This window comes from Mucilaginibacter sp. Mucisp86, assembly GCF_047324315.1.
In the GTDB taxonomy this organism is placed as follows: Bacteria; Bacteroidota; Bacteroidia; order Sphingobacteriales; family Sphingobacteriaceae; genus Mucilaginibacter.
Window position 1 is genome coordinate 6691174 of sequence record NZ_CP168503.1, and the last position, 13173, is coordinate 6704346.

Genomic DNA, 13173 nt, shown 5'->3' on the forward strand with positions numbered 1-13173 from the left:
TTTTAGCAAATACACATTGGTTAAATGCATTCGCTGTTTTGTTTATCTATGGATTAACCGCATTTAAATGTGTAAGTGAACGGGGCATCGGTATTACCGTAGCCAACTTTCGTTTTACCGGTTTTATCTGTCAAGAAGTACTCCATTCTGGTAATGGTTTGTGCATCTCCTACATTAAAGAATGATCGCGGCCAAAACGTAAGCTGATACTTTTTACTGGTGGCCGTGGTTTGCTTGAGCATAGTTTTAGTGGTTTGCTCACAAACATTTATGGTTTTGCCATCGCTGGTATAAGCCGTTGCGCACAGGTAAACTTCGCTTTCTCCCTTTAAATGAGTGTCGGTAACCGTACCATCAAAGGTGAGGGTCACGAAATCGTTATCCAGTGATTTTGGCGGATCTATGGTTGTAAGTTGCGGGTTGCAAAAGTCAACCAGGTCGCCGCTGCCGCCGGTTACTTCAAAACAATTCATACCGGTCAGCACGCTGTAATAAGTACCGTTACCATCGCTCGTAAAGCCGTTACCGCTATCTGTTATGGTATAGCCCAGTTTTACCAGCATGTTATTATTATCAGCTCCTACTTTTGTTTTGATATTTAAGTCAACAATAAACTCAACTCCGCCGGTATGACTATAGGCTTTATCTGTTTGGTAAGCCACCCATTCTACATCATCAATAAGGTTGCCGCCGTTGCCGAACATTTTTTTCATATAAGCCGGCCAGGTAAGCCCACCACCATTTTTAGGCAAAGTACCGTCAGGGATTAGTGTCATATTGCCATTGCCTTGTTTACTGGTATAAGTTATGGTAGTATTTTGTGCAGCTTTCCAACCTTTAGGTACCAGGAAACCGAAGATCAGGTAGTCTGGACCACCATCGCCCGCTGTTGGGATATCGCAATGCACAGTTATAGGCACTAAAGCGCCTACGGTAGCAGTAGCAGGCTGATCGACGCTGGTGATCTGCTCGCCGCAACAGGCCAGGGCAATGCCCAACACAACCAAAGCGCACAGCTTCCACAAATTTTTACCTTTTATATGTAGTAAATATGATCTCATAATTTATCTGTTACTTTTGGTTTATTAATTGGCTTTTTCAAGCACGTACACGTAGGTATTATTGGTGCAGCCGGGGCTAAAGGTTATGCTGAGCTGCCTTTTACCATTTACAATTGGATAGGTAAAAGGAGTTGAAACCGGCTTGTCGCCTGTTGCCGTAAAAGTGATCTTGTAAGGATACTTCGGATCATCAAGTGCAAAAGCGCCATCCTTGCTTACCAGGAAGGGCAGCTTGTTCACCAGCGTATAGCCTTTATCGGTAAAGTTGATCCTGAACTGACTAAAATCAATAATGGATGTCAGATCAGTACCGTTTCGGGTGGCTCTGATTACCCGCCAATTACCTGCGATGTCTTTTGGAGCCTCACTCCCGGGCACTATCTTTTCGGTTTTACATGATGTTGCCGCCAACATAACGACAGCCACAAGCACCAGGTAAATCCATTTTGCTTTGTAATTATATTTCATATCAATATTATTTATGCTGTCGGGTAATTAATAGCCTGGGTTCTGGATCAATTCGGGCGATTTAGCAACCTCACTTTGCGGAAAAGGCCACAGGTACATCGCTTTACGGAAATTGCGTTTGCGCACATCAAACTGTTTGTATGCTACCGCAGCGCCATCACGGTCAACCTCCATGCCTTTAGTAGTTATATTATCTGTTTGATCGGCGATCTTCCAGCGACGCACATCCCAGAAACGGTGCTCTTCAAAAGCCAGTTCAATGCGGCGCTCGTTTTGAATAACCGCACGCATTTCAGCCTGATTTAATCCGGTTGGCAATTGATAAGGATTTAAGCCTGCTCTTTGACGAATAGCTTCGACCGCCGAATAAACCGCTCCCGTAGGACCTTCATATTCATTAGCTGCTTCGGCATAGTTGAGCAGGATCTCGGCGTAGCGGATCAGCGGCAGACAACGATCGGTACGGTGCTCAAAATCATTTGCTACAGCAGCAGGATCAAGCATTTTATTGGTGTAATAGCCGGTAGTAGTGCCAACATGTACGGCATCAGGTCCGGTAGTGTTTCCGTTGTACTTACCTACAAAGATGTTTATTGGCGAAGTACCTGATGCGAGTCTGATTTGTAAAGGCGTTTGATCATGAATAATGCTGTAATTCAACCGTGGGTCGCGGTTGGCATATGGATCGTTGGGATTATAGCCTGATGAGGGATCAGTTATCAGCTTGCCGTTGCTCATGGGGAAGGCATCAACCAAGCCCTGCAAAGGGAATGCACCGTTTTTGCCTGTACGGGTTGGCGGCTGCCATAAGTTTTCAAGGTCAACATTGCCCGTTGGGCGCATCAGTTGAAAAATGTATTCGGTATTTACGCGCTTGGTGAAAAGCTTTTGAAAGCCGAAACCCGGAGCTGTGGCATTGTCCACATTCAAACTATACATCCCTGTTGATATCACAGCGGCAGCGGCCTGCTCCGCAAGTTGCCACCGTTTAGGATCGCTATCCGGATAGCCGGCCAAGCCAACCGTTTTACCCTCACCTATGGACTGACCATTAAATAACGGACTTGCCGCATAAAGCAACACCCTTGATTTTAAAGCCAGACAAGCCCCTTTTGAAGCCCTGCCGTAACTTACGCCCGATTGTACTGTCGGCAGATCTTGCCCGGCTGCATCGCATTCGGCAAGGATATAGTTCACACAATCCGCATAAGTATTACGGGCGGCCGGGATCTTGTCTGTATAAGTATAGATGCTGTCGCCCAATAAATGTACACCACCATAATGCTTTACCAATATGGAATAATACCAGGCACGTAAAAACCGGGCCTCTGCCTTCATTTGTGTTTTAACGAAGCTATTGATCGGTGCCTGGGGCAAGTTTTTAAGTAACTGGTTTACCGACCGGATATTGGTGTAGCAGTTTTTATAAGCATCATCCGTAACTACCGCAGCGTTAATAGTACCGGTTTCAAAAGCCAGTGCGGTTGAACCCGCTGATGCCGATACCTCAGCCTCGTCGGATGCAGCATCGAGGCCTCCATTAGGGGTTGGCGAAAGTATCGGCCCGTAAGTAAACCTGCCCGCGGCTGCACTGAAACCAACGTTGCTGTAAATATTGGCTAAAAATGATACGGTATTGGCACTATCAGTAAATACGGTGTTTTCGGTTAGGTTTGATGTTTGCGTTTGCCCCAGGAAGCCATCCTTTTTACACGAGGTAAAAAAAATAGAGCCCCCCAAAACCGAATAAGCAAGAACCTTGAAGTAAAGTTTTTTCATACTATAGGGTTAGTTAACATCAGGCATCGACAGAGAAAATATAAAATCGTTTTAGCAATTCTACATTATTAACCCGCGGAGCTAAAGTTTAAAAACTGTTTATTAATTGGTTTATAATTCAGATATCGAAATCTGTTACTAATATAGTTCATAAAAACGATTTAGCAAATTTTTTATTCGATTTTTCAATATTTTTCAAAATCGCAATTTCTTTGCTCAGATTTTAACAAATACAACATTTACAATCGGTTGAAAATGCTGTATTTGTAAGGTATGCTTTCTCCCCTATTTAATCCCGTTAAAAAAACGGCTAAAAAAAAGAGCCTGATAATTGATAGAATTGCCCCAGTACTCCCAAGTGTGCGCTCCTGGCCTCACAGTATAATCATGGGGCACCTTGCGCTCAAGCAGCTTTTTATGCAGTTCCTGGTTGGCCTGGTAAAGAAAATCATCATAACCAACATCAAATGTTATAGCAAGCGAGTTTGGTTTTAACAGATAAATCAGGTTTACAACGCTGTTTTGCTCCCATCTGTCGGGATGTTCGCTGTATTTACCCAGCACCCGTTCAATGCCGAAACTATCCGGGAAAGGCCTGATATCAACCGCACCGCTCATGCTGCCCGCCGCCCCAAACCTATCTAAATGCTTAAAAGCTAAATACAAGGCGCCATGCCCCCCCATACTCAAACCGGTTATGGCCCTCCCCTTCCTATCAGTTATAGTTGAGTAATGTTTATCAACCCAATTTACGAGTTCGGTACCCACATAGGTTTCATACTGTGATTCCTTAACGGTTGGACTATCAAAATACCAGCCCGCAAAATCGCCATCGGCACAAACTATAATAAACTGATAGGTGTCGGCAAGGTTGGCAACTGCCGGTACTTTTTTGATCCAATCACTATAATTACCGCTGAAACCGTGCAGCAGATACAATACAGGAAACTTTTTAGTATTCGAGTAGTCGGAAGGCTTAATTACTACTGCCTTGATATCCTTGTTCATCGCGGCGCTATGGGTCAGCACCGTATCAACCGTTGCAGCATTCGCTTTAAAGCAACAGACCGCAAGGCAGGTAAATAACGGAATAAATAATAGTTTTTTAATGTTCATCTGTATATAGTGATTTTATTTTGAGGCTATGATAGTAATACGATGATTCTGTGGTTTGTTTATAGCGTAGATCTGATCGGTAAGTACATCCATTTCCTTTTGCCATGCGTCGCGCAGGCTTTTGTAGCGGGCACGGGTGTAATTATCCTTGTTGCCGTTTACAAAAATGTCTTTTCTGGCATACTTGCTAATGGTATCCATGGCAGCATTGGTATCATGGAATAGCAAACCTTTACCCTTTAAAAAGTCGAACTGCATCCAAACGTACATACGGATGCGCCTTTCAATATCCCAGCGTTCCTCATTCAACTCCCGGATCTGGATAGCCTGCTGATATTGCGGCGTGGTGGTGATCTCGGCAAGGTTGATGCCAGCGCTCAATTGGTCGGCCGACCAGTTGCCCATTTTTTCGCCATCAATAAGCACATCATAATTGGCTGGTTTTAACTCTTTAATAGCAAGCAACTCCTGGTTCATCTCTTTGATAAACGGAATAACCTTAAGGGCATCAGCTTGCTTTTTGCGGTTGCCCCAGCCACGGGGAATAGTATCTATAGGATAAGGCAGTGAGTTTGCAAGATAATTGAACGATACTGAATCCATAGCAGATACTACATTGGTTATCTTGCAATTAACCGCTTTAATTGCCTTTTTACTTTTAGCATCTACAGTAACATCGGCCACCACTTTATTACTGAAACCCTGGGCTTTTAAAAACAGGTAAGCCATTACCAGGTGCCCATCATTATCGGGGTGCACCCTGTCATTAGGGGTTAAACTAAATGTTGAATCTTTGGCCTGTTCGTGCAGGTTGATCTCGGTCATAGGATGAAAAAAATCAACATACCCCCAATTATTCTTTTTAGCAGCATCGCGCTGGAAATCTATCACTTTTGAAAAAGCGGCACTTTTTTTTGGGTAGATATTCTTGGTAGTGAACTTGCTGGTTTCGTCATAAGGCGAACCGAGGATGAAGATCTTACGGATCTCCGGATGTTGCTTAAGTTTGTTTTCCAACAGTGCATAATTATCGTATGAACCCTGGATCTTTTTATCCATAAACTCCTGTGCGTCGGCACGGTACCATTCAAAATACCCTGTATCATTCATGCCCCAGGTAAGTGTTAAAACATTAGGTCTTTTAATGAACACATCATCTTCAAAACGATCGTTGATTTGACCAACTACGTCGCCACCAATCCCTGCGTTGTAACAGGTTATCCGCATGTTTGGGAAACGGGTCATGTAGTAGAGCCAGATGTATGAATGGTAGTGCCCCCCGTCGGTAATGCTGTTGCCAACAAAGACCACCCGGTCTCCGGCGCGAAAAGGCGCAATATTTTGGGCAATTACTGCTCCCCGCGCTGCTATTAGTACTAATAATAAAATCAACTTTTTCATTAACTGTTAATTATAATGTGTTCAGCAAAAAATAAATTCAAACTATAGGCCCACTAAACTATACGGAATCCTCACCGCTTTTACCTGGTAAAAGTTAGGATCCTGGTTATTGTTTACGCAGGTGGTTGTACTGCAACTGCCACCGTCACCATTATAATTTAGGCAATAGGTAACAAGCAGCTCATTATGTCCGTTAACAAATTCCGGGTGAATGGCCGGAGTATAATACTTAGCCAAATGCCCCTGATAAACATCATTAATGGTGAAAATCATTTTAGGCGCAGTGAAAGGCCCTTTCGGGCTATCGGCTGTCGAGATATAAATGTTATGACTTGCCGGGTCGCAAAAATAGCCCAGATCCATCTGCATCATCACGTATTTGTTATTCACTTTTGAGATGATCACATTTTGCTGAGTAGTATTGCCAGCACCCACAGTTATAGCTGCAGCTGAGGCAGTTGTACGGGTTGACGACCATGAAGAGCCCGTCCAAAACAACCAGTTAGCAGGATTACTTACAGGAAAACGGGCGAGGAACACGTTAGATGTATTGAAGTACACGCTCTTGCTTCCGTAAACATATACAGAATCATTGCTTACGTTTTTAACCATGCCGTTTGAAAAACCTGTTTCTGTTTGTCCTGACATGCCCGCAGGTGTGATACGGGCCGCTGTGCCCCAATTTAGTCCTGCTGTATTTTGCGTAAGATCATAAAGTACCTGGTTTTCGGGCGTAGATCCGTTGGCCGATTCAAATGTGTATAAGTAAACATGGTTGCCTGCCTCAATACCGGCTCCAGGCCAGCGGTAAGTTGAATTATGATCGCCGGGGCTTTCGATGATCTCCATACTGTTAACCGGCGAGTTATTGGTAGTGATATTGGGTGTTAGAGATTGGTCCCAACTGTGGCTGGCCGGCTGCAACAAGGCCGAATTATGATATTTAAAAAACTGGCAATATAACTGTCCGTTGCTTTGAAGTTGCGATGACTCATAGGCATCTTCGGTTATCCAAAGCACTTTTCCGTTATTGGCACCGTAGGTAAGCGGGATACTTTTTCCCTCGTCAAAGGCCACGGTGCCATTGGTACGGTGAAAAAAGTTCACCACATCATCATCGCGGTAAGCCTCAGCCGCAAGCCCGTTAAGCAGCCAGGTTTGTGCCGTATTACCGGCTACAAAAGTCTCCTGCGTTATAGGAGTGCCATTAGTGGTAGATGAACCGTGATTGGTAACAGCCAGGCCATTACCTACATTAATAATTTTATATACACCGGTGCTTACAGATTGAATATACCATTGCTGGGCGTTATTGGTATTAGCCTTATCCTGCCATAATCCTGTACCCGGATTAGTTGTTGCCAGGGGTACCTCCAGATACTTGCCACTGGCAACATTCATGATCTTGAACTTAGTGGTACTGGTTATAGCACCACTGCCTTGCTGTACAATTATCCATTTTTGATTAGGCGCTGTGGCAGTACCGCTTCCTGAGTATTGATTTTGCTGCGCGCCGGTACCGTCATTAAGCATGCCGCTGCTATTGATTTCAATAACTTTTCCGCTCAAAACATTGGTGATAAAAAAAGTACCGTAAGAACTTACCGGCGATCCGCTGGCCAATTGAATTGAATCAGTACGAACAAAGGGCTTGGGGTACTTAACGGCAGCCTGTTTGCTGCATGATGCCAGCAAGACCATAGCCGCAAAAGCACAGGTAAAAAGGTTTGTTTTCATAATTTGGTTTGGTTTATAATTTGGTTTGATGTTTGGTTAGTGTTGTAAAATCAATTATTTATAAAATCGATTTAGCAATTAAACATAAAAAATCACCCCCCTTACCTTTCTTTTTTTCTTAAATTATCAGATTCCCCAGTTTTTATTCGGCGCTGCGCCCATGCTTAACTCAAGCGTGCCGCCTGCAGCGATATCCTTATAATCGATATAGCATTTGTTATAGGTTTTGCCATTAAGCTTTGCCCCCTGTATGTAAATGTTTTTTGCCGAATTATTATTGGCGATAATGGTAAACATTTTACCCTTTGCATACTTTGGGTCGAGCCTCAAGGTTACTTTATTGAATACCGGACTGGTGATCTCTTGCCTGGTATCACCCGGACAAACAGGATGCAAACCACTGGCAGCCAACACATACCATGCCGACATTTGTCCTACATCTTCATTACCAACCAGGCCTTCTACCGAGTTTTTATAAGCCCGGCGGCAGATCTCGCGGGTCCATTTCTGGGTAAGCCACGGAGCGCCCAGTCGATTGTATAAAAATGGAACATGGTGTACAGGCTCGTTGGAATGATTGTAGTAATCGTTCCACATCATGTTATCAGGTGTTTTTTCAAAAAGATTATTCAGGTCGGTTATTACTTTCTCGCGCCCGCCCATCAGCTTGGCCATTCCGTTAACATCCTGCGGTACAAACCAGCCCTGCTGATAAGGATTACTCTCCACACAGCCATACCACTGTTTAATACGTCCTTCTGCAGGCCATGGCAGCCAGTTACCGGTACTATCTTTTGGGCGGAACCAACCTTTATCCGCGTCAAAGATGTTTTTAAAGGCTTCTCCCCTTTCGCCATATTTTTTCACATCTTGTGTTTTATTAAGCGCTTTTGCAAGCTGTGCAACGCACCAATCGTTATAGGCGTACTCAAGCGTATAACTTATGCCACCGCCGCCAGGAGTAAAGCCTTTATCGCCGTTACCAAATTTTTCAACGGTACTCACCGCTAATTTATAAGCATCGGGGATATTATAGTTGCGAATTCCTTTGGCATACGCATCGGCCATAACAGCTACCGCCGGGTTGCCAAGCATACAACCGCTATAAGCATTTAATAACTCCCAGCGTTCCAGGTAATCTTTATTTTTTTCGTTAGCAAGTGTCACCAGCGAATTAACCAGGTCGTTAACCAGCGAAGGATTAATAATGGTTTGTAAAGGCATCTGACTCCTGAAAACATCCCAGCCACTAAAAATAGTACGCTTTTTAAATGTTGTAGTATGATGAACCTTGCCATCGCCGCCCATATATTGCCCGGTAACATCGCTAACAATACGCGGATCGATCACGGTGTGATAGAGAGCTGTATAAAACACCGTCTTTTGCTCAGCGGTACCACCCTGGATACTTACTTTTGATAAGGCGCTATTCCACAGGTTAATAGTTTTTTGATGTACTGCGTCGAAATTCCAATCTTTAATTTCGGCTTGTAAATTGGCTTTGGCACCCGCTATGCTCACAAATGAAATACCTGATTTAAGCAATACCTGTTCATTGGCCTTAGTTGCAAATTCGGTATAAAAGCCAAGATGCTTGCCTTGCTTTTCTTTCACGCCTTTCAATATTTCGGCCTTAGCTACGCGTTCCTGGTATTTATCGCTGGTTACATCATCCAGCTTACGGCTCCAGTCGTCGGGGATATCGGCACTCCAAACGCCGTAGTTTTTTAGTGGTTTGTTAAATTGTGCATAGAAATATACTGCATAATCGGCCTTGCCATCACCATTGCCCCAACCACCGCCATCCGGCGTACATTTCATAAAGCCCTCAATGGTATGATCATCAACTACTTTAACATATTGCAGTGTTGAAGTTCCACCTACCCTCCGGGCCAGATCTACCTGGATACGTGATTGTTTATTTTGAGGAAAAGTAAAGCGCAGCATACCGCTGTGAGGAGCGGCTGTAGCCTCGGCTTTGATATTATTATCGGTTAACTGCACACTATAATAACCTGCAGATGCTTTTTCACTGCTTTTATCATAAGCCGAACGGTATCCCAATCCGGTAGTACCTATTTTACCGGCACTTGTTTTTAGCGTGCCCGTTGTCGGCATTACCAAAAAGTTTCCTAAATCGCCATACCAGCCAATGCCGCTCATTTGGGTGAAAGCAAAACCTTCAATGCTTTTATGCTCATAACTGTAACCGGAACCGTTATCACCGCCGGTTATAGTATTAGGACTAAGCTGCACCAGACCATAAGGTGTAGCTGCCCCCGGAAAAGTTTTACCTAAACCATGATAAACGCCTGCCCCATCGGCACTGGTGCTGGCACCTATAAACGGATTAACGTACGACGCCGCACTTTGAGCCTTCAGCAATGTTGCTGAACCAAGTGACAAACCCGCGGTAAATACGGTTATTAAATATTTTTTTAATACTGGAAACGTAGTTGCGTTCATAATAGTAGTACCAGTATCGTTGTTTAAGATCTGGAAGGCCGAAACTGTGATTTATTATCGGGAAAAAACTTTATTTAACGTAAGTTTTTTATGACAGATAAAGCTTCAGAGTTAAAAAACGTGACCGGTATTTGTTAATTGGTTATTACGCAACCAAATTATGTAATAAAATCGATTTAGCAAATTTTTGTTGATTTTTATTTTTTGGAATAAAAAAGGGTTCATTACTCATGCTAACAATTACAATACTATAACTACAGCCACCTGGTAAACCAGTCCAGCGTCATTTCAAAATGTGCGGGTGTAGAGGTATGAAATAGCTTTGGTGTTACATCGCGCATAATCTTATTGGTTGTCCCTTTCGATCTATATGCTTGTATGGCCGAAGCGTAAGCTATATTTGCTCCGGGCAGCGGACAATTAGGGTCATTTTCTGTACCCAAAATCAGCATGGCGCGCGGCGCTATCAATCGCAGCATCGACGGACAGTCGAACTCACCGGTGATACCTGGTAATAGTTTATCCCATACGGCTTGTACATTACACTTATTTAAAACCGAATCGCCAAGATCTTTGGCAGCCTGCAGATGAGCCTCCCGGATAGTGCCTGCCCGTCCCTGCCATTTATCATTATCCAATGACCATTTGAAGCTTTGCACCGCAATATCCAGTACAATTGCTTTTATCCGCTTGTCTACCGATGCCGCAAGCCATGTTTCCATCCCGCCCATAGATATACCGCCCATTCCAAGCCGGTTGGCGTCAATGTCGGGCCTGCTTACCAGGTAATCGGTTACCCTCCACAAATCAAAAGCTGTATCAAACAAAAATGGATGGGTTTGATGGGCCTGATCCATATTTTCCCAGGCAGCTGCAACCGCGGCTACATATTCCTTTGATCCATGCGCCCCTCCGGCAATGCGTTCGCCGTGAAAGCGGGCATCAATAGCCACACCCATGATTCCTCTTTTAACCAATTGGTACAGCATCTTTCTGTTATCTTCTTTTTTACCGCCGGTGCCATGCAAAAAAATTACAGCCGGATACGGTTTTGTGCCGGTAACCGGTTTGTAAATCAGGATAGGTACCCGTTCATCCTTTTCGCTGTAAATAAAACCATGTTCTATAATAACCGAATCTGTTTTAACTATCGTGAAAGAAGGACTTAACGGCACACGGGGCCTTTCCAGCAGCTTTTTAAAATCAGCTGCTACCCTGGCAACAGGTGGATAATTTATTTGCTGCGCAAATGAAAGCATTGAACATAACGACAAGACAATGCTAAAGCAGAGCACTTTGATTTTAAACAACATAATACAAAATAATTGACCAGTACAATTTATGAAACGGCCAGTGTACCTCGTGTAACAATACTGACATGAAATAGCAAACAAGAAGGCCTGATACATTCCGTATCAGGCCTTCTTGTTGCATAGCTCTCACGAACTTATAAAAAGCCTGGTGAGCTTTTCATTAGTTTTCTTCGGTATATTTTTTGAAGTTGTTCAATATAGCCTGCCAGCCGTTTTTTTGCATTTCAAGTGGATTTTGGTCTTCCGGGTCGAACGTCACTTCAACCTCAGTTTGATTGCCATGTGCTTTGAAAGCAACGGAGGCCTGCCTGCCGTTTGGCATGGTGTAGGTAAAATTTTCGCCATCGACAACTTCATCATACGTTGCTTCGAAATCAAAACCGAAACTTCCGTCTTTAGCCTCCATCCTTGCCGAATACTTGCCCCCTACCCGCATGTCATTTGATGCAGAAGGGCATTGCCATGAAGGATCGGCAAAATTCCATTTTGTAATATGCTCAGGATTGGTATAATAATCCCAAACTTTTTTTACACCGGCTTTTACCGTAGCGATAACCGTGATCTTGTTGCTCATTTTATTTTTTTAAGGTTAGTAATAATTGGTCCAATTTTTCGAGGGTTGCCATCATGCCTTGTTCCATACCCATCTGGATAACCGTTTCCAAATCCGAAAGCGATTTATAGGTAACAATGGTTTCCACCAAAGCGTTTTCTCCTTTATCGGTAAAGTTCACCAACCACTCGGCACGTGGCAAGTCTTTATTAATTTCTCCATCCGCATTACTAAAAGCATCTAATGCTGTATAATAATCAATTGGCTGTATTTTAACATATTCTGTTAAACCCCAGTACTCTGTACCATTGGGTTCAACCATGGCATAGTGCCAGTGACCACCCTCACTAAAATCCATCGATTTTGTTTTAGTGGTTAAAGGTGCAGGTGCAAACCATTGGTCGAGCAATTCACTTTTAGTATAACAGTCCCAAACCAGCGGTCTGTCAGCCAAAAACTCACGCTTAATGGTCAGCGTATTTTTTAACTTGTCGGCAATGAAGTCGAAATAAAGGTTGTTTTTCATTTATGTGTCTTTTTTAAGGTTGCTAAAAGATTATCGAGTTGCACAAACCGGGTTTCCCAAATCTTGCGGAATTGCTCCAGCCATTTGTCTATTTCTTTCATTTTGTCAATCTCCAATAGATAATAAATCTCCCGACCCTGATGCTCCTGTTTTACCAGTTCACATTCGGTTAAAACCTTCAGGTGCTTTGAAATCGCCTGCCGGGTAGTATCAAAATGTTCGGCTATAGCATTGGGCGTCATGGCCTGTAATGCAATTAAGGCAATAATAGCCCTCCGTGTAGGATCGGCAACAGCCTGAAAAATGTCCCTTCTCATGAGGTAGCTTTTACATACCGGTTAAATTTGGTTAACCGGTGTTTTAACAAAAAAATTATTTCCTGATCATGGGTAGGTACTTTTCCCAATTATCAATGATTACCCAAACAACAATTGCGGTCAATACCAATGCAATAGGTAAACCTGATGGGGCCATACTGATATTGGCTAACAGGATCCCCGTTAAAACAGGAACGAGCACAACAGCACCAAGTGCCCTTGTTCTTCCGAAGATCAGCAGCAAGCCACCGACGATTTCCGCGACGCCTACCAACGGCATAATCCATCCTATTTCCATATATGCCTGCATTACTTTCACCATATTTTGAGGCATATCCTTGGGCATCGGCATATAATTCAGGAATTTATTCAGGCCGGCGTTAATGAACATCAGCCCGGTTAACAGGCATAAAACAAAGAGGATTTTATTTTTCAT

Annotated in this window: 12 protein-coding genes; all 12 read right to left on the reverse strand. The window is 43.5% G+C overall.

Features of this window, described 5'->3' with window-relative positions; all coding sequences use genetic code 11:
- Nucleotides 1–53 precede the first annotated feature (53 nt).
- Nucleotides 54–1061, reverse strand: a complete 1008-nt coding sequence (locus ACEN9X_RS27805) for a DUF4961 domain-containing protein (RefSeq protein ID WP_413668235.1) — start codon at nt 1059–1061, stop codon at nt 54–56.
- Between the two features lie 24 nt (nt 1062–1085).
- The gene (locus ACEN9X_RS27810) at nt 1086–1529 is read right to left on the reverse strand and encodes a DUF5004 domain-containing protein (protein ID WP_413668236.1); all 444 of its coding nucleotides are present in this window, start codon (nt 1527–1529) and stop codon (nt 1086–1088) included.
- Nucleotides 1530–1556: 27 nt separating this feature from the next.
- Nucleotides 1557–3308, reverse strand: coding sequence for a RagB/SusD family nutrient uptake outer membrane protein (locus tag ACEN9X_RS27815; protein WP_413668237.1), 1752 nt, complete (start codon nt 3306–3308; stop codon nt 1557–1559).
- Between the two features lie 285 nt (nt 3309–3593).
- Nucleotides 3594–4424: an alpha/beta hydrolase gene (locus tag ACEN9X_RS27820; RefSeq protein ID WP_413668238.1), complete on the reverse strand. Its 831-nt coding sequence runs from the start codon at nt 4422–4424 to the stop codon at nt 3594–3596.
- A gap of 15 nt (nt 4425–4439) precedes the next feature.
- Nucleotides 4440–5825 carry a GDSL-type esterase/lipase family protein gene (locus tag ACEN9X_RS27825; protein WP_413668239.1) on the reverse strand — a complete coding sequence of 462 codons (1386 nt, stop codon included), beginning with the start codon at nt 5823–5825 and terminating at the stop codon, nt 4440–4442.
- Nucleotides 5826–5867: 42 nt separating this feature from the next.
- Nucleotides 5868–7562 carry an RICIN domain-containing protein gene (locus ACEN9X_RS27830; RefSeq protein WP_413668240.1) on the reverse strand — a complete coding sequence of 565 codons (1695 nt, stop codon included), beginning with the start codon at nt 7560–7562 and terminating at the stop codon, nt 5868–5870.
- A gap of 126 nt (nt 7563–7688) precedes the next feature.
- The gene (locus ACEN9X_RS27835; protein WP_413668241.1) at nt 7689–10028 is read right to left on the reverse strand and encodes a GH92 family glycosyl hydrolase; all 2340 of its coding nucleotides are present in this window, start codon (nt 10026–10028) and stop codon (nt 7689–7691) included.
- A 254-nt stretch (nt 10029–10282) separates the two neighbouring features.
- Nucleotides 10283–11341 (reverse strand): alpha/beta fold hydrolase, encoded by a 1059-nt coding sequence (locus ACEN9X_RS27840; protein ID WP_413668242.1) that lies wholly within the window; start codon nt 11339–11341, stop codon nt 10283–10285.
- Between the two features lie 160 nt (nt 11342–11501).
- On the reverse strand, nt 11502–11915 hold the full coding sequence (locus tag ACEN9X_RS27845; RefSeq protein ID WP_413668243.1) for an SRPBCC family protein: 414 nt from the start codon (nt 11913–11915) through the stop codon (nt 11502–11504).
- A 1-nt stretch (nt 11916) separates the two neighbouring features.
- A complete protein-coding gene (locus ACEN9X_RS27850; RefSeq protein ID WP_413668244.1) occupies nt 11917–12420 on the reverse strand; it encodes an SRPBCC family protein in 504 nt (167 codons plus the stop codon).
- Nucleotides 12417–12737 (reverse strand): ArsR/SmtB family transcription factor, encoded by a 321-nt coding sequence (locus ACEN9X_RS27855; protein ID WP_413668245.1) that lies wholly within the window; start codon nt 12735–12737, stop codon nt 12417–12419. The genes ACEN9X_RS27850 and ACEN9X_RS27855 overlap by 4 nt, the downstream gene beginning before the upstream one ends.
- A gap of 55 nt (nt 12738–12792) precedes the next feature.
- Nucleotides 12793–13173: a DoxX family membrane protein gene (locus tag ACEN9X_RS27860; RefSeq protein WP_413668246.1), complete on the reverse strand. Its 381-nt coding sequence runs from the start codon at nt 13171–13173 to the stop codon at nt 12793–12795.